Origin of the sequence: Synechocystis sp. FACHB-383 (assembly GCF_014698605.1) — a bacterium.
GTDB classification, from domain to species: Bacteria; Cyanobacteriota; Cyanobacteriia; order Cyanobacteriales; family Microcystaceae; genus Synechocystis; species Synechocystis salina.
Genome location: NZ_JACJTJ010000065.1, coordinates 1 through 16,727 on the forward strand (window position 1 = coordinate 1; position 16,727 = coordinate 16,727).

Annotated in this window: 20 protein-coding genes and 2 pseudogenes; 8 read left to right on the plus strand and 14 right to left on the minus strand. The window is 45.3% G+C overall.

All coding sequences use genetic code 11. The features are described from left to right. Nucleotides 1–185: 185 nt before the first annotated feature. Nucleotides 186–776 (plus strand): DUF2254 family protein, encoded by a 591-nt coding sequence (locus H6G45_RS18800; protein WP_242018265.1) that lies wholly within the window; start codon nt 186–188, stop codon nt 774–776. 100 nt (nt 777–876) lie between these two features. Here H6G45_RS18800 and H6G45_RS18805 read toward each other — a convergent pair whose 3' ends face one another. The 4 genes from H6G45_RS18805 to H6G45_RS18820 form a co-directional block, all read right to left on the minus strand. After that, the gene (locus tag H6G45_RS18805; protein ID WP_347338295.1) at nt 877–1,260 is read right to left on the minus strand and encodes a type II toxin-antitoxin system VapC family toxin; all 384 of its coding nucleotides are present in this window, start codon (nt 1,258–1,260) and stop codon (nt 877–879) included. Beyond that, nucleotides 1,169–1,621: a type II toxin-antitoxin system Phd/YefM family antitoxin gene (locus tag H6G45_RS19715; protein ID WP_242018267.1), complete on the minus strand. Its 453-nt coding sequence runs from the start codon at nt 1,619–1,621 to the stop codon at nt 1,169–1,171. The genes H6G45_RS18805 and H6G45_RS19715 overlap by 92 nt, the downstream gene beginning before the upstream one ends. 137 nt (nt 1,622–1,758) lie before the next feature. Continuing rightward, the gene (locus tag H6G45_RS18815) at nt 1,759–1,884 is read right to left on the minus strand and encodes a hypothetical protein (protein ID WP_190599920.1); all 126 of its coding nucleotides are present in this window, start codon (nt 1,882–1,884) and stop codon (nt 1,759–1,761) included. Between the two features lie 182 nt (nt 1,885–2,066). Next, on the minus strand, nt 2,067–2,372 hold the full coding sequence (locus H6G45_RS18820; RefSeq protein WP_190599921.1) for a recombinase family protein: 306 nt from the start codon (nt 2,370–2,372) through the stop codon (nt 2,067–2,069). Between the two features lie 251 nt (nt 2,373–2,623). Here H6G45_RS18820 and H6G45_RS18825 point away from each other — a divergent pair, with 251 nt between their 5' ends. Then, a complete protein-coding gene (locus tag H6G45_RS18825; protein WP_190599905.1) occupies nt 2,624–3,643 on the plus strand; it encodes a bifunctional nicotinamide-nucleotide adenylyltransferase/Nudix hydroxylase in 1,020 nt (339 codons plus the stop codon). Nucleotides 3,644–3,667: 24 nt separating this feature from the next. Next, entirely contained in the window at nt 3,668–5,038 is a 1,371-nt protein-coding gene (locus H6G45_RS18830) for a nicotinate phosphoribosyltransferase (protein ID WP_190599906.1), read from the plus strand. Between the two features lie 9 nt (nt 5,039–5,047). On the opposite strand, the pseudogene H6G45_RS18835 reads toward H6G45_RS18830, so the two are convergent. The 3 genes and pseudogenes from H6G45_RS18835 to H6G45_RS18845 all read right to left on the minus strand — a co-directional run. Beyond that, nucleotides 5,048–5,546: pseudogene (locus H6G45_RS18835) on the minus strand (IS1 family transposase); the annotation flags it as partial. Between the two features lie 106 nt (nt 5,547–5,652). Further along, nucleotides 5,653–5,904 (minus strand): hypothetical protein, encoded by a 252-nt coding sequence (locus tag H6G45_RS18840; RefSeq protein ID WP_190599907.1) that lies wholly within the window; start codon nt 5,902–5,904, stop codon nt 5,653–5,655. Nucleotides 5,905–5,948: 44 nt separating this feature from the next. Beyond that, on the minus strand, nt 5,949–6,161 hold the full coding sequence (locus tag H6G45_RS18845; protein WP_190599908.1) for a chlorophyll a/b-binding protein: 213 nt from the start codon (nt 6,159–6,161) through the stop codon (nt 5,949–5,951). A gap of 232 nt (nt 6,162–6,393) precedes the next feature. Between H6G45_RS18845 and H6G45_RS18850 the strand changes: the two genes are divergently transcribed. Together H6G45_RS18850 and H6G45_RS18855 are read left to right on the plus strand one after the other, a co-directional pair. Then, entirely contained in the window at nt 6,394–6,537 is a 144-nt protein-coding gene (locus tag H6G45_RS18850) for a chlorophyll a/b-binding protein (protein ID WP_190599909.1), read from the plus strand. 133 nt (nt 6,538–6,670) lie between these two features. Then, complete coding sequence (locus H6G45_RS18855) at nt 6,671–7,099, plus strand: DCC1-like thiol-disulfide oxidoreductase family protein (protein ID WP_190599910.1); 429 nt, start codon at nt 6,671–6,673, stop codon at nt 7,097–7,099. Between the two features lie 355 nt (nt 7,100–7,454). On the opposite strand, the gene H6G45_RS18860 is transcribed toward H6G45_RS18855, so the two are convergent. Both H6G45_RS18860 and H6G45_RS18865 read right to left on the minus strand, forming a co-directional pair. After that, nucleotides 7,455–7,688 carry a hypothetical protein gene (locus H6G45_RS18860; RefSeq protein WP_190599911.1) on the minus strand — a complete coding sequence of 78 codons (234 nt, stop codon included), beginning with the start codon at nt 7,686–7,688 and terminating at the stop codon, nt 7,455–7,457. After that, entirely contained in the window at nt 7,685–8,290 is a 606-nt protein-coding gene (locus H6G45_RS18865) for a ParA family protein (protein ID WP_190599912.1), read from the minus strand. The genes H6G45_RS18860 and H6G45_RS18865 overlap by 4 nt, the downstream gene beginning before the upstream one ends. Nucleotides 8,291–8,510: 220 nt before the next feature. On the opposite strand from H6G45_RS18865, the pseudogene H6G45_RS20000 reads away from it, so the two are divergent. Both H6G45_RS20000 and H6G45_RS18870 read left to right on the plus strand, forming a co-directional pair. Continuing rightward, nucleotides 8,511–8,811: pseudogene (locus H6G45_RS20000) on the plus strand (HNH endonuclease). A 614-nt stretch (nt 8,812–9,425) separates the two neighbouring features. Beyond that, a complete protein-coding gene (locus H6G45_RS18870; RefSeq protein ID WP_190599913.1) occupies nt 9,426–9,797 on the plus strand; it encodes an STAS domain-containing protein in 372 nt (123 codons plus the stop codon). 96 nt (nt 9,798–9,893) lie between these two features. Here H6G45_RS18870 and H6G45_RS18875 read toward each other — a convergent pair whose 3' ends face one another. After that, the gene (locus H6G45_RS18875; RefSeq protein WP_228024326.1) at nt 9,894–10,151 is read right to left on the minus strand and encodes a S24 family peptidase; all 258 of its coding nucleotides are present in this window, start codon (nt 10,149–10,151) and stop codon (nt 9,894–9,896) included. Nucleotides 10,152–10,759: 608 nt separating this feature from the next. Between H6G45_RS18875 and H6G45_RS18880 the strand changes: the two genes are divergently transcribed. Beyond that, nucleotides 10,760–11,131: a hypothetical protein gene (locus H6G45_RS18880; RefSeq protein ID WP_190599914.1), complete on the plus strand. Its 372-nt coding sequence runs from the start codon at nt 10,760–10,762 to the stop codon at nt 11,129–11,131. A gap of 129 nt (nt 11,132–11,260) precedes the next feature. Here H6G45_RS18880 and H6G45_RS18885 read toward each other — a convergent pair whose 3' ends face one another. The 4 genes from H6G45_RS18885 to H6G45_RS18900 all read right to left on the minus strand — a co-directional run bounded on the left by H6G45_RS18885 (nt 11,261) and on the right by H6G45_RS18900 (nt 16,578). Then, entirely contained in the window at nt 11,261–12,523 is a 1,263-nt protein-coding gene (locus H6G45_RS18885; RefSeq protein ID WP_190599915.1) for a Y-family DNA polymerase, read from the minus strand. Further along, the gene (umuD, locus tag H6G45_RS18890) at nt 12,520–12,954 is read right to left on the minus strand and encodes a translesion error-prone DNA polymerase V autoproteolytic subunit (protein WP_190599916.1); all 435 of its coding nucleotides are present in this window, start codon (nt 12,952–12,954) and stop codon (nt 12,520–12,522) included. The genes H6G45_RS18885 and umuD overlap by 4 nt, the downstream gene beginning before the upstream one ends. A gap of 123 nt (nt 12,955–13,077) precedes the next feature. Continuing rightward, nucleotides 13,078–15,282 (minus strand): ATP-dependent RecD-like DNA helicase, encoded by a 2,205-nt coding sequence (locus H6G45_RS18895; RefSeq protein WP_190599917.1) that lies wholly within the window; start codon nt 15,280–15,282, stop codon nt 13,078–13,080. A 99-nt stretch (nt 15,283–15,381) separates the two neighbouring features. Beyond that, nucleotides 15,382–16,578, minus strand: coding sequence for an alpha/beta hydrolase (locus tag H6G45_RS18900; RefSeq protein WP_190599918.1), 1,197 nt, complete (start codon nt 16,576–16,578; stop codon nt 15,382–15,384). Nucleotides 16,579–16,727 lie beyond the last annotated feature (149 nt).

Consider the following 16,727-nt stretch of genomic DNA (forward strand, 5'->3'; position numbering starts at 1 on the left):
TGTCCCGTTTCTCGTTTCAATTTAAGCAAATCCTGAACGGTCGTTTTGCTTACTTGAAACTGCTCTGCTACTTTTCTAATTGAGGTTCCACCACCTTCATAGGTCTTGACTATCCTTTCTCTTAGATCAACTGATAGAGCTGGCATTTTACTTTTCGATGAACTCCCCTGAATATTTGTCCCTCATTGTACCACCTCGTCATAGAATCCGCCGTAAAGGGAAGTGAACTGGTACAGGTCTTTCCTGAAGAAAAGGTAAACAAGAAGCTTATAGCCCAGATCAATAATGCCTTTGTTCTTGGTTCCCAGCGCACGGAGCAGCAAGATATGGAGTTTCCCATAGACCAACTGGTTGAGATTGCGGTACGTGCCCTTTCTCCAGGCATTAATGATCCGTTTACTGCCATCCGCTGCATCGATCAACTTAGCGCTGCCCTTTGTCATTTAGCCCAAAGAGAAATGCCTTCTCCCTATCGCTACGACGACCAGAATCAGCTTCGGATCATCGCTAAACCGATCTCATTTACTGATGCGACGGATGCGGCCTTTAACCAGATTCGGCAGTATGGAAAGTCAAGTGTCGCAGTCACAATGCGGTTGTTAGAGGCGATCACGGCGATCGCGCCCTTTACTCACCGAACATCAGACCGAACCACACTGCTGCGTCATGCCGATATGATTGAACGCGGTAGCCAGGAGGGAATTGCGGAGAATTTAGACTACCAAAATGTGAAAGAGCGGTATCTTGCTGCGGTGAAAGCGATAGTTCAAACTTAATCAACAAGAAGAAGGCTGTCGCTATTCCCGCGAGTCGTGGTTATTAGGCGATCGCCCACAAGGGAAATTCTTCACCTTACTCATCTACATTAGTGTTTTATCAACTAAAAAGGAATGGATTAAAGACGGGAACCCCTGATTTTTCAAAGTCCCCTCCATTGCGAGTTACAACGCACAGCTCATGGACAATGGCGATGCCGAAGGCACACTGCGTGCCCGCCGCAATAAATAAATCCGGTTGACTGAAGGTGTAGTTCTGCTTTTTTCCCCTTTCCACTAGCCATCGCCACTGCAAAATTACATCTTCATCTACCCCCAAAAGGCGCTCTCCAAACCAGGGGCGCAAAACCTGATCTAGCCATTGGTTTAATTCCTGACGAAATATCTTGTCTTCAGTCTTTGCTATGCCAAAACGAATTTCCGCCATCGTAATGGTACTGAGATAAAAAGAGGTGGGAGATTGGCGACCGGCCCAGGCTTTCACTGCTGGATGACAATTCTCCTTGCGAAGTTCTGAAATTACGTTGGTATCTAATAGCCAACCCTTCATAACTGACGGGACTTTGGACGCTGGACTGGTCAAAATCCAAGCGATTCAGGGGGGACTGGGAAAGAAATTCGTGGATATTGGGTTGTGTCATCAAGGGCAAAAGTTTAGCAAATTGATCAGCGGCAAGAACCACTGCGGCATCTTTACCCCGCACTGTGACAAGCTGGGGATTTTCTGCCTGGGCTAAGCGTACCAGTTCGCTAAAACGGGCCTTGGCATCTTCCAATTTCCAAGTTTGCAGGGTATCTAGTCCTTGGGAGGCGGAATTATCGGATGGGGCAGTAAACGAGGCCATCTTTTTACCTGACTATATCTAGTCAGATTCTAGCCTAAAATTCTTGGCATTCGTATTTGTTGGCAGTTGCCCAACCGACAATAGGCAGTAAGCTCCCTTAATGAGAATAGGCAATTGTAAAAGATGATGACCCTCCTTTACAAAAAATCACCACTTTTTCTTAAAAATTTATGTTCTCTATTGATAATGTTACTTACTGTCTTGGCATACCATCTTCCCCCACGCATTGTTTTTACCCTCGACTCGTTCAGTCTTTTGGCGATCGCCTCTAGGGTTCCTCTTCTTGCCGCAGTTGAACAATCATTTCCACAAGGTTATGGTTCTCAGCCCTGACTAATTTCTTGTCCGCTACTTGCTGGCCAAAGCCAACTTCGCCAATATATTCTCCCTGAGCTTTTTTGTGCCGTAATGCCGTACTAGTCCTTTCCCCGATGGTTTCCCGTTCTCACTGAGCCACCGACATTAAAACGTTGAGGACTAACCGCCCTGCCGCTGTTCTGATATCAACCTGTTCCCCCACGGACATCAGGGAAAAACGCTCAGAAAAATATTTTTCCAGCAGGCAATCAAGGTCACGGACAGAACGGTTCAGGCGGTCTAGTTTGACGATGACCAGGGCCTCAGCTTCTCTTGCTTCCAGCATTTTGAGGGCTTTTTCCAAGCCGAGACGCTCCAGAGTTTTGGCACTTACCCCGGCATCAGTGATGATTTCCAGAAGTTCAATGTCATATAAGGAGGCATAGGCATGAATTTTCTCCGTTTAGGCATCTAGGCTTACCCCCTGGGTGGCCTGTTCTTCAGTGCTGACCCTGACGTAACCTATTGCTTTCATTCTCATCCCTCTCTCAATTAAATTGAAATTCCGCCATCTGCAAGTCTAAATCCAAACTGAACTTGGTCGAAAATGCAACCGATATAAATTTGGATGCCATATTTTGGTAAAATCTACTATAATCGAATTAATCCTCGGAGAGAGGATGTTAGCCATCCAGGGAGTCTGGTATGAAAACTAAATATAAATACGGAATCTATATTGGTCGATTCCAACCTTTCCATTTAGGACATTTACGCACGCTAAAACTTGCCCTTGAAAAAGCGGAACAAGTAATTCTGATTTTAGGTAGTCATCGAGTGGCTGCGGATACCCGTAACCCTTGGCGATCAGAAGAAAGGATTGCGATGATTCAAGCTTGTTTAAGCCCTGAGATATTGCTAAGGGTACATTTTTTAGCGGTACGGGATTGGCTTTACAGCGATAATCTTTGGTTGGCCGCGGTTCAACAGCAGGTTTTAGAAATTACTGCAGTCTGCGATTCCGTTGTGATTTTAGGTCATCGTAAGGATTCTTCTTCTTACTATTTGAATTTGTTTCCCCAATGGGATTATTTAGAAACAGGTCACTATTCTGATCTCAGTTCTACTACTATTCGTGCCGCTTATTTTAAAGGTGAAAAGAGCAATTACCTCAATAAAATTCCCCCGGCGATCGCCGATTATTTGCAGACTTTTCAAAATAGTGAACGCTACACTGATCTTTGTGATGAATATCAATTTTTGCAGGCTTACAAACAGGCTTGGGCAACGGCTCCCTATGCTCCCACTTTTGTAACAACGGATGCGGTGGTGGTGCAAGCAGGTCATGTATTGATGGTACGCCGTAAGGCTAAACCCGGTCTAGGGCTAATTGCTTTGCCTGGGGGTTTTATTCAACAAAATGAAACCTTAGTTGAAGGAATGTTACGGGAGCTCAAGGAGGAAACCCGCCTTAAGGTTCCCCTGCCGGTTTTACGAGGTTCCATTGTAGAAAGTCATGTTTTTGATTCCCCGGTACGATCTCTGCGGGGACGAACTATTACCCACGCTTACTTTATCCAATTGCCAGGGGGCGAATTACCGACTGTAAAAGGGGGCGATGATGCCCAGAAAGCATGGTGGATGTCTTTAGCAGATCTTTACGCCCAAGAAGAGCAAATTTACGAAGATCATTTTCAGATTGTTCAGCATTTTGTCAGCAAAGTTTAAATACATTCCCTTCAATTATCTACCATGAATACTAATTTAATTCTCGATGTGGACTCCTATAAAGTAAGCCACTGGTTGCAATACCCTCCTGATACAACGGCTATGTATTCCTATGTGGAAAGTCGTGGAGGAAAATATCCTATTACTGTCTTTTTTGGTCTGCAATATATTTTAAAACGATATCTTATTCAGCCTATTCAACCCTGGATGGTGGAGGAAGCGAATAGTCTTTTAACAGCCCACGGCTTACCGTTTAATTATGAAGGTTGGCGATATATTGCCGAGGATTTAAAAGGTCGCTTACCTGTACGTATTAAAGCAGTACCTGAAGGCTCGATTATCCCTATTCATAATGTTTTGATGACAGTGGAATCCACAGATACGAAAGTATTTTGGTTGGTTTCCTGGTTAGAAACATTATTGATGCGGGTTTGGTATCCAACTACCGTGGCAACCCAAAGTTGGCATCTGAAAAAACTGATCTATGAATCCCTATTGCGTACTGCGGATGATCCTGATAGTGAAATTAATTTCAAACTCCATGATTTTGGGGCACGGGGGGTTTCTAGTTTGGAATCATCAGGCATTGGAGGGCTAGCTCACCTCGTTAATTTTCAAGGTTCTGACACAGTACAAGCCTTAGTTTACGGGCAGAAATATTACAACTCTCCCATGGCGGCCTATTCGATTCCTGCTGCTGAGCATTCTACTATTACAGCTTGGGGGAGAGAAGGAGAAGTTTTGGCCTACCAAAATATGTTGACCCAATTTGCTAAATCTGGTTCGGTACTGGCCGTGGTTTCCGATTCTTATGATCTTTGGAATGCCATTGATCATCTCTGGGGTGATTACCTGCGGGAACAGGTGCTTGATTCGGGGGCAACGGTGGTTATTCGTCCTGATTCGGGTAATCCGATGGAAATTGTGGCTAAAACGTTGGAAAAATTGGAAGCTCGTTTTGGTAGTACACTTAACAGCAAAGGCTATCGAGTTTTAAATGCTATGCGGGTAATCCAAGGGGATGGGGTTGATGAAGAGAGTATCACGGCTATTTTAAAAAAGACTGAGAGTCTTGGTTTTAGTAGCACTAATTTAGCTTTTGGTATGGGGGGAGCCCTGTTACAAAAAGTGAACCGAGATACCCAAAAATTTGCTATGAAATGTAGTGAGGTTACTGTAGCTGGCGAGGCGATTCCGGTTTATAAAGATCCCATTACTGACCCTAGTAAAGCTAGTAAAAAAGGGAGATTATCCCTAGTTAAAAACGAATTTGGTTATCAAACTGTATCTAATTCTTCCGAGGATTTATTAGAAGTTGTCTATGAAAATGGACAGTTACTGCAAGGGCAATCTTTAGATACCATTCGCCAGCGGGCTTGGCCTAGAAATACTTGATTTAAATTCTTATCCTACTTTTATCCCTTGGAGATCAGAGTAGGATAGAGGCTGGTCTTCAAGAAGTAAGGAAGCATTGTAATGTTGAATAAAAAGCCAGATAGCTCCGATGTGATTATCTAGTTTTTTGGGGGAAAGATAATGTCTTGCGCACTGACCGAGATACTCTCTGGCGCAGAGTACAGTTGAAACGCTCAATATAATTGGTTTTCCCTGTTTCTTTTCCCACTGGCTGATGTCTCTTGCGGGGAAACACCTTGCTGTAGGCTTGCCAGAAATCCGTATGAGCTACAGCGCACTGACGATCTCCCCCATAAACCCCCACAATTTCACAGGTTTAAACATCTAGAGCCAGCCAAATCCAATACTTTCGTTGTTTATTCCCTACAAATGACCACATCTCATCACATTGGATCGTTAATAGCCCTTTTTTTGAAGAGACTTCCATTTGCCGGGGTAAGGTTTCGTATTTTTGATTGACATACTGTTGTAACCAAGGCCCTGAAACTGCTGGCCCAAGTTCTCCATGGCGAGGTAAATAAACAAAAAAAACACCCAGCTAGTGGGTGTGAAGAAAATCCGAAAGTTTAAAGAGGAGAAAACCGAGAAAGCGCTTACAGGAAAGGAGCAAAGCGGCTGAAGAAGTAGCCCCATAGCACAGTAGAAACACCAACCGCTACCAGTAAGTAGGTAAAGAAGCGACCCAACTCGGGGCTACCTTCTAACTGCTTATCTTCCTGTCCGCCAGTGAAAAGTAAAGACCAAGCCTGGTTAGCATTGATGGCTTGAAAGTTGTTGAAGCCCTCACGGAAGACAACGGGAGCAAACAAATCTTTATTTTGATAGATATCCACATCAGCATTCATAGCTAAGACCTCTGGGTGATTGAAAAACTGTAAACGTCGAAAACTTAGAGAGACAGGAGCCAGCCCACAATGCCGTGACCAGTGACTACTTCCATCACCAGCAGAGAAACGAAGCCAATCATGGCAAAGCGACCATTCATTTTCTCAGCGTACTCAGTCCAACCGGCTTGCACGGTTTCATCGACATAGACGGGGGGTTCGATGGCGAAGTTGTTGAGGCGATTGTCTTGGTCGAGACGGAAACCACGGCTAGTCATGTCTGAGTTCTCTTTTGTAACGTTGTGTAAACATAGCGTAACACTATGTAACGATTTATGTCAAATTATTGACTTAAGCCTGCTGATATAGTACTCGGTTCGCTTTGGTGCTCCAGCCACCCTCATGGGCTCATAGGCAAGCTGGCTTAAATGTCAAGTAAAAGAAAATAAACTTATAATAGAAGTAACAAAAATTAACAAACCGCGTTTTTTCCTTTTGGAGGTTACCGCAATGGACAATCAAACCACTAAATTTGGCTTCACTGCTTTTGCAGAGACTTGGAATGGGCGCTTAGCAATGCTGGGATTCTTTATTGGTCTTGCTACTGAGCTTTTGACAGGTCAGGGTATTCTTGCTCAAATTGGTCTGATGTAGAGACTCCTAGCGGGTTAGCCGGAGTGCTTGCTTCATATTTTGCTCCGGCGAGCCTGTCAATTCTTACTGAAATCGACCTGAGGGTTAGTCTAAGCACTTATCAGTCAACAAAGTCAGAAGTCCTTAACAAGTAATGTCAAAAATCGCTGTCAGTTTTCACATTATCTATGACGGTCTATGTAATCTGTGTGTGGGCTTTGTTCAGCAGCTTGAACAACTTGATCAAGGTGCGAGCTTTGACTATATCCCGATGCAGGATATAGAAACGCTGGGTCGGTTTGGTATTTCAGCCGCTGACTGTGAGCTGGGCATGATTCTCATTGATGCTCACCAGCCCGATCTGCGCTGGCAGGGAAGTAAGGCAGCGGAAGAGATCGCCCGTCAATTTCCTGCTGCTGCTCAGTTGATTACTGTCTACCGATTACTACCGGGAGTGCAATGGATTGGTGATCGTTTCTATGAACAGCTTCGTGACAATCGCTATCAATGGTTTGGGAAACGCGATGATGTTTATGGTTCACCCTATGCGATTGGCTGTGCATCCTTCAAAAATCCTGACTAATTTTTGAAATGTATCTTTTCGGCGGGTTATGCAAAAAAAAACAGCATGGGGGCAAAGAATGACAGGTGATGACCCCCACTGGGGCGCTACCCATAGCTCCATAGCTGAATTATTGCACTGGTTATTTGACCCGGAGAATTTGGATCGGATTGGAAGATTGAACACGAGCCCCTAGTAATTTTTTTTGAGAGTGTCGATCTTGCCGAAAGCCGCTTTGCGGCGCATCTTCGAAAAAAAAGTCAACTCAATTACTTGACCTGTTGCGTATGCAGATTGTTAGCTGTCCACTGTTTTACGTAGAAGCTATCACAGACAAGGTTTAAGTTGTGGTTAACCGCTGATTCGCGTACTCGCTTCACTGGTTACTTAACCATTCAGATAACAGAGCTTCAACTAGATCGGAGAAGTCTCGTTTTTCTGCTTCTTGGAGCAGAGCAATTTTGACATTCCTATAGGTTTCCTTGCGGATATAGGCAGAGACCTGTTCATAGTCGGGATCGCTGCGTTTGCCTTTTGTCTTGGCTTTTGCTTGGGTTTCTGCCGGGGTCGGTTTTTTATGGCTATCTAAAATTCCTTTAAATTTGCTCATATCAAAATTTCCTCAATAATTTCTTTGCCAACCGCTTTGTAGTCTGACCAAGCAATGCGGGACTTGGAATCAGTTACTTCAGAAACAACGACACCGGTTAGGGATGCTTTCTGAAAGGCGGAATAGCGTTTAATGCCTTTTTTAAATAGGGGTAATCCCGCAGTAGTTAGTAACTGTCGAGCTTCGTCACCATCTTTGGAGGGATAAGGGGGAATGATTGTTAGCAAAATCCGAAAGCAATTATTTCCCAGCTTTTGCAATGTCTCAATCGTTAGCATCAGGGCATCAAGGGCGAGGGCATCTGGTGTGGAAGGAATGACCAACAGATCACAGCCATCAGCAAGGGCTTCCAGATCTTCATCCGTCGGCCTAGCTTGGGTATCAATCACGATGTTGGAATACTTGGGCGCATACTTGGCAGCTTGCCTTTCATCAACCACCTTGAATGGGAGTGATCCTCGTTTGCTCCAGCCGGTTGCACTGCGATTTGGGTCGCCGTCTATCAACAAGGTGTCTCCCTGGAGTGCTAGGTACGCCGAGAGATGAACTGCTGTGGTTGTTTTTCCTACCCCGCCTTTAAAACTGGCAACGGTAATAATCATACTTGATTGTTTGAAAGTTTGAATAATTAACAATTCAGCAGTTTGATAAGCTGGTCGTGTGAGTACGCACTTTAAGACCTTATTTTACGTTGGTTTTGTTCCCTGATTATTTGCGTATGCAGTTCACTAACAATTTAGCATGGTAACTAACCGTATTTTTAGCTCCAATGCTTTACCAATACTCCAAGCAAAGTGCCAAAATTTTTACTAGGGGTTAAGTATGAAAAATGACCGTTATCCTCAAGATTGGAAAAATATAGCTGCCGTCAAAAAGCAGTCCGTTAATTGGATCTGTGAACGGTGCGGGGTGCGGGGTGCAATGTCTTGAGCCTGGGGAGGGGAAGGGTTTGTTGAAGGAGGAACGCTATCGACTCAGGATGGCGGTGCATCATAGCGATTATGATCCAGCTAATAATTCCCCTAGTAATTTGATGGCCCTTTGCTTGCCTTGTCATCTTTACTATCACCACAGGCAACAGGGGAATGTGACACCGGGGCAATTATCGCTAGAATTTTGCTGAAAGCCTTTTGAATAATTATTTCCCCCAAGGCTACCGAGTTCCCATTTAAGTTTTGGGTGCTATTGCTTCTTATATTAGAGATAATGAACTATTGCCCCTGGTGGAACGGGTTGATAGGTTGGTGCTTAGTATTAGCAACGGAAAATTTTTGGTCGTTAAGGCTGAAAGCTTTATCCAGTGATGCTTTCAGACATCAAATTTTATAGCTTATCTGAATCTCCACTGTCCCATTTATGACCATAAATGAGACAGTTTCGCCGCCTAATTACCCGAAAACCTTGATTTATCGTTAGACAGACTCGTAAAGCCAAACATCGCAAATGGGACAGTTTAGATAAGCGACCCAAATTTTCCCACTGCTAAAACTAAGCCCTCTTGGGATTTGTCCACTTTTTCGGGACAAGGTCACTCTTTGTCTTCTGGTTTCATTGGTCTTTACTCTCCTACGCTTACCCTCCCATTTTCCCTGTTTTTGCTAAAGTGGGATGCTCCCAGCAAATAGCCGGCGGGAGATGGAGAATTGGAATTATTCATGCGGTGCGTAATTTAGTCATAATGTTTAGATGATACTTTGATTTAACTTTGAATAAGTAGTGCCAATAGGAAGTTGACCTATGCCCCTAACTACCAGTGTGGATGAACCAAGGACTGGCTCGAAACAAATTCATCTGGAGGGTAGTCTCGATAGCCAAACATCACCGGAATTGGAGAAATTGATTCTTCAAGTCATCACCCCAGATATTCACTGTGCTATTCTGAATTTCACCCATTTAGAATACATCAGTAGTGCAGGGCTGAGGGTGGTGCTCAAGCTGCAACAAATTATGCACAAACATAAAGGTAATGTCTGTGCATTGGGGTTACAACCCCAGGTTAAAAAAGTCTTTGAAATTGTCCAGGCGATGCCAACGAAATCTATTTTTGCTAGTGTTGAAGAATTAGATCAATATCTCATCAATATTCAGCGCAAAATCCTAAACGAATAGAGCTTTTAGAAAAAAATAAAGTTTAAATTGCAGCCTGAGCAATTGGTCAATAGTGGTAGCCCTCCCAGCCTAGAGGGAGAGTTAGGTTTTTCCCTGTCATAAGAACCTGCCACATTCCACAATCAAAATATCCCCGGCATGAATCCCGGCCCCAATCATCGAATCCCCAGTCACTCGGACAAAGAAGGTGGCAGCAGGATGTTTAATCAGATATTGATTGAGGTCTAACTTGCCCTCTAAATAGTCCTCCGCCGGAGAGGGAAAACCGGCTGATACTGGACAAGCGTAAAGGGGCAGCCCATAAACCGTTCGCCGGCTGGGACGGTAAATTTCTGGTAGAACGTTGGAAGGCATAATTTATGGGGAGAGCTTCACCACCAACTGTACTAAAACTTTTCTGGGTTGGAAGTAACAGCCATAACCTATTGAGAATTTTCCCTTCCTGTCAAACTGAGGTTACTCAAGGCGATCGCCTACATTCTTCAATGCACGGTGGTAATCCACGGTGCCATCAAATATAGACCCCACAGAAAGCCGGGCTTTAGCCGGGCGGACTTTGCTTTCCATCAGTGACCAGCAAGAACTTTTGGCGATCGCCATTAAACCCCCGGTAAAATTCCGCTGATGGTCGGGGAGTCTCTTATGTAATGTATGTAAGCCTCGTTAGCCCCGCTGAATTGCTTGATGGCGATTGTCAAATGATTGAATTATTTTTGCTTGCCCTAAGCACACACCTTCTCAGGTTGAATGCCATCCGTCTTACCCTGACCTCTGCTTACCTGCTGACCGCGATGTGAATTGTTCTGATATTCCCGACAATCAAAAGCCAGTCAGGGTTACAGGCAAGGATGACCACCAACTTGATAAAGATGGGGATGGTTGGGGATGTGAGTTAAAGGAAGGGCAATTGGGGGGTGATAGTATAGCTAGATAGTGAAAATTTAGAATAGGTATAGAAAAACATGAGCAAAGAAAATTACATCGCAGAAATAATAAAAGAGTTTCCCAGTCTTAAAGCTGGTAAAGAAAATGATGAGAATTGGGCAAATGAAGGGTTTAAATTTCTAAGCAATAAAAACTATGAACAAGCAGAAATTAAGTTTAAAATGCTCACCCGTTCTCAACCCAATCACCAGGACGGGTTTGAAGGTCTCGCTTATCTATATTATGAAACTGGTGATTATAAAAAAGCAGTTTGGTTTATGAAAAAAGCAGTAAAGATTGCCAGAGAATTTCTGAAAAATAATTCTATTGACCTTGAAGTTATTGAAGAAATGGAATCAAATTTAAAATCAATGGAGACTAAAAAAACAATCAAGCGATGGTGGGAATAGATGATGTACAAATAAATTATGACAAGCCCTGCGCCAATCCCAAGGGCGTTCCGCATCCCCATTAGCCCAAACCCCAGCTTTATTCGAGATCGCCATGACGGATAGGTTTTCCAATGAGGTTTAAAACCCCTAGTAAAATCCTGCCTTTACTTCTGGCAAATCATCCCAAGCCGTTGTAAATTGAGGAGAGCGTAGGTCAGACTTCATCCGCCAATTCTGTTGTTTCTCCAAAAGACCAAAACCGATAGTTTCCCGGCCAAACTGTTTATTAAGCCGGTCTAGTATCAGCATAAGCCGCTGTTGTCGTTCCGTATCCCGTGGTTGTTCAAAAAGATTGCCTTGCACAATCCGTTCTGACTGTAGCCCTGTCATTATCACGCCGGCTTTTTTGTAGGGATGATGGGGTCGAAAGATTTGTTTGAGGGCGGCATGAGCTAACTTCAGTAATTCTGGAGTGTAATTGGTTGAGGTCGGCAGGGCGATCGCCTGGGAGATAGAAATTGGTTGCTCAATAAAAAAGCTAGTGCGGGCAAAAATAATCATTACCGCTGGGGTTTGTTGTTGCCGCCGCAGTTTCTCCGCCGCCCGACTAACAAAAAAAGAGATCGCCGTTTGCAGTTCATCCAACGTGGTCACTGCCTGGGCAAAGGAACGGGAAACGCAGGTTTCTTGCTTTGGATTAGGAATTAGTTCTAGGGGCAAACAGGAAATTCCCTGGAGTTCTAGTAATAGCCGTTGCCCCACCACTCCCATTTTTTTGCGGACAAGTTCAGGATTGGCCTGTTTGAATTGCAACGCCGTTGAAATGCCCCTGGCGGTAAACCACTTCTCCAACCGTCGGCCAATTCCCCAAATATCGGCGATTGGCATCGTTGCCAAAATAGGATCAGCCGCTTCTGCTTGGTCTAAGCAAAATGTGCCAACCCCGGATTGTTTTGCCACATCGGTCGCCACCTTAGCCAGTACTTTAGTGGGGGCAATGCCAATAGAAACGGGAATGCCTACCCATTGTTTAAGGCAACGCCCAATTTCTTCCCCATAATTCGTATTACTTTGATTTGGAGTTAGTTCCAGAAACGCTTCATCAATGGAATAAATTTCCACAACGGGGCTAAAAAATTGCAGGCTAGTCATTATTCTGTGGGATAAGTCGCCGTACAAAGAGTAATTAGAAGAAAAAACCTGGATATTGTGTTGCTTAACCAAATCTCGAATTTTGAACAGCGGCACTCCCATCTGGATACCTAAGGCTTTAGCCTCCGACGATCTCGCCACCACACAACCATCATTATTGGAAAGTACCAGCACTGGCTTGCCGTTTAATAGGGGTTGAAAGACCCGCTCACAGGACACATAGAAATTATTGCAATCCACCAGGGCAATGCTGTTCATAGGGGATGAATCACATTGGTAACCACACCCCACACTTCAAAGTCCATTAAATCGGTGATGACCAGGGGCGGATAGTCAGAATTTTCGGAAGCTAGATAAATTTTTTGTTTTTCCATCCGCAACCGTTTAACCAATAATTCCCCATTGACCACAGCGATCACCACCTTGTTATCCCGTGGCTCCAGGGAACGATCCACAATCAAAATATCCCCGGCATGAATCCCGGCCCCAATCATCGAATCCCCAGTCACTCGGACAAAGAAGGTGGCAGCAGGATGTTGAATCAGATATTGATTGAGGTCTAACTTGCCCTCTAAATAGTCCTCCGCCGGAGAGGGAAAACCGGCTGATACTGGACAAGCGTAAAGGGGCAGCTCATAAACCGTTCGCCGGCTGGGACGGTAAATTTCTGGTAGGACGTTGGAATGCATAATTTGTGGAGAGAGCTTCACCATCAACTGTACTAAAACTTTTCTGGGTTGGAGGTAACAGTCATAACCTATTGAGGATTTTCACTTCCCGGCAAACTGAAGTTACTCAAGGCGATCGCCAAACTAAATCAGATCTCCCCCTTTAATTCTTTCCTGGAGCCTGGTGTAGCGTTGCCGTTCCTGCTGTTGCCGCACAGCATAGCCCAAAGCCTTAGAAGAACCGATCACTAAAGCCAACCGTTTAGCACGGGTCAAACCAGTGTAAAAAAGGTTGCGGCTCAGTAAAAGGAAATGTTGCATATACAACGGCAAAATGACCACAGGATATTCCGAACCCTGGCTTTTGTGGATGCTGATGGCCCAGGCTAAACCAATCTCATTCAAATCAGCAAAATCATAATCTACTGGGCGATCGCCATAGGTAATGGTCAATATTTGTTCTTCCTTATCAATGGCAGTGATGGTGCCCTGGTCGCCATTGAAGACTTCCCGAATATAGTCGTTTTTCAGTTGCATAACCCGATCGCCGAGGCGGAAAATGGTGGTTCCCCGTTGGAGCTGGGGCTTATTCTCCTGGGGTGGATTGAGGATAGATTGCACCACGGCATTGAGGTTGCGAGTACCGATTACTCCCCGTTGCATGGGGCATAATACCTGGACATCTTGGCGGGGATTAAAACCTTGCTTGGGAATAAAATCCGTTAGTAACTCCCCAATTAACTGAACCCCATGCTCTGGTTCCGTGCCGCCGTTATGCCAAAGACAATCCGATTGGGGTTGGTCAGAAATGGTTTCCACTTGAGGATATTGCCCGTGGTTGATTTGATGGGCATGGCGAATGATGGCACTGGCCGCCGCTTGGCGAAAGACTTGGTTTAACCTGACTACGGTTATCTGCTGGGAAGCAATCAAATCTCGCAAAACATTCCCCGGCCCGACAGAGGGTAACTGGTCAATGTCCCCCACCAACAGTAATTGAGTCTTGGGGGAAATGGCCTTGAGGAGGGAATGGGCCAGGAATAAATCCAGCATGGAAGCTTCATCCACAATCACTGCATCAAAAGGCAAAGGGTTATCTTCATTACGCTTGAAGCCCATGGTATTGGGGTCAAATTCCAATAGCCGGTGCAGAGTTTTGGCTTCTAGCCCCGTCATTTCCCCTAACCGCTGGGCCGCTCTGCCAGTGGGGGCCGCCAGTCCAATTTTTTTACCCATGGCCTTCCAAAGAGCAACAATGGTGCGGGTGGTGAAGGTTTTCCCTGTTCCTGGGCCACCGGTGAGGATCATTAGTCCAGCACTGGCCGCTAGAAACACGGCGTTATATTGATGTTGAGACAATTCCAGTGCTTTTTTTGACGTATAGCGGCTAATCCAGCTTTTTACCCTTTCTGTATCTACCATTTGTCCATTGGCTAACTTTTGCGTCACATAACTCGCCAATTTGCATTCGGTGTGGTAGAAAGTGGGCTTGAACAGTAGAATTTCTTCTGCACTCAATACCTCCTCTATCAAGTCCTGAACTGCCACCATTTCCCCAACTATTGCCTGCACTGTTTCCGCCGTCGCTTCAAATTCCTCCGTGCTTAGCTTGGCGATCGCCTCTTTGACCAATTCTGGTTGGGGAAGATGGCAATGGCCTTGTTCCGCTGCTTCACCAAGGGTGTGGAGAATGCCGGCCCGGTAACGAAACTTGGAAGTGGGAGCGATGCCGACCTGTTGGGCAATTTTGTCCGCCGTCAGGAAACCAATACCGAAAATATCGTCCGCCAATTGGTAGGGATTATCAGTGACCACCCTGATGGCATCATCCCCATACTGCTTATAGATTTTGACTGCATAGGTGGTGGAAACTCCATGGCCCTGGAGGAAAAGCATCACTTCTTTGATGGCTTTTTGTTCTGCCCAGGCACTCTGGATCATCCTGACCCGTTTCTTGCCAATGCCCGGCACCTCAATCAGGCGATCGCTTTCACCTTCAATAATTTCCAGGGTTTCCAAACCAAAATGGGCCACAATCCTTTTTGCTGTCACAGGCCCCACCCCTTTGATTAGGCCACTACCAAGATATTTTTCAATGCCCGTCAAAGTTGCCGGCTTAGTTTCGTGGTATTGACTAACCTGGAACTGGGAACCATATTTGGGATGTTCCTTCCAGATTCCTTGTAATTTAAGGGTTTGCCCCGCTTGGATATTGGCAAAATTACCCACCACCGTTGTTAATTCCTTTGCTCTAGGAATTTGGAGTCGAGCAACGGTGTATCCAGTCTCTTCAGAGTGAAAAGTAATTCGCTCTATTACCCCAGTTAAATAATCTGTTGATTTCTCCATCAATAATATTTGAATACCCCATAAGCGTTGATAATGCTATGGTTGAGCCTTTTTCCAAAGCAATTGAAATGCCATCTGCCGTTACTTAATTAGTCACAATTAGGAGCGTAGCGCCCAAGCTAAGAAACGCTCAGTGTAGTATAGTGCTAACTGGTTGCTTGGACCTGAAAAAATTGCATCAAAAGCGTGTTCAGCCCAAGGGATGTCTAGTAAGATGGCAGTAGTGCCAGATGCAAGCAGACGCTGGTACATTCCCTGTGCAAATCGCACCTGTACGACATGCTCATTACGCCCATAAACTAACAGCGTTGGTGGCTGTGGGCGAATAGCATAGTTGATAGGAGACGCCTTCTGATATAGATCAGGCAATTCAGCCGGCGAACCCCCTAGAAATGCCTGCAAAACAGATCGCGAATTGATCGGATCGGGGCGCGGAGGGTTGGCATAGCCTTCAGTTAGATCGATGGGGCCATAATAGCTAACTACGGCTCGGACTGGCAGTGTTTCAGACTGCTGATAGGCTGCTAGCATGGCTAGATGCGCCCCGGCAGAACGTCCGAGCAAAGCTATTCGCTCTGGATCAGCCTCATATTCACTACCGTGTTGGCGGATGAAGGCTAGTGCTGTTAGTACATCATCTAACTGGGCAGGGAAGCGATAAAGGGGAGCATGACGGTAATCAATTGCAAAAACAGTGTAGCCCTGCGCTGCCATATAGCGGCTGAAATCGACGTTTTGCTTTGGATCGCCCCGTTGCCACGATCCACCGTAGATCACCACAATTGCTGGATATTTTCCCACTTGTAAAGGTCGGTAGATATCCATTTTTAACGATATGCCATCAGGAGAGGCAAACTGGATGCCTGGTGTATATCGCACTTCACGGAGATTGATGCCCGTGAATGAATCAGTGAGGGAAAACGGCTCCGATCTCATCTGGATCTGCAATTGATTGGGAATTTGCTCTAGATAGTTTGTCCCCAGAGCTTCCCGCATAGCAACCTCCATCCTCTGTTGCGTGGCAGGCATCTGAATTAGTGGCATAGCACAAAGAAGAAGTCCCACCAAACTAGCACCCAAAGTCAACCGTTGCAGACAACTGTGGCGCACGCCTACCATTGATACCCCGCCTGCTGTAGCATTCAGTACCAGTAGCCAGGGGCTAACTTCAGGCACACCGACTCCCAGGGTTAGCAGTGCCATGTTTGGGGCTGGGATGATCATCCAAGCACTGAGAAATAGACCGATGCCACTGAGCAGTAGTGCCAGTATTTTTAGATTGAGGGTGATCGCCATTTGTAAAATTTTGATCCTGGTTCTTGTCATGCTCAGCTGATTGACTGACAAAAGAAGTGAAAAGCAGTCTAGGTGGGGATTGTAGAAAAGAGGGGAGGTCGCGTTCTAGGATTAGATACCACTCAAAACCTGGAACGCTATGCATAATC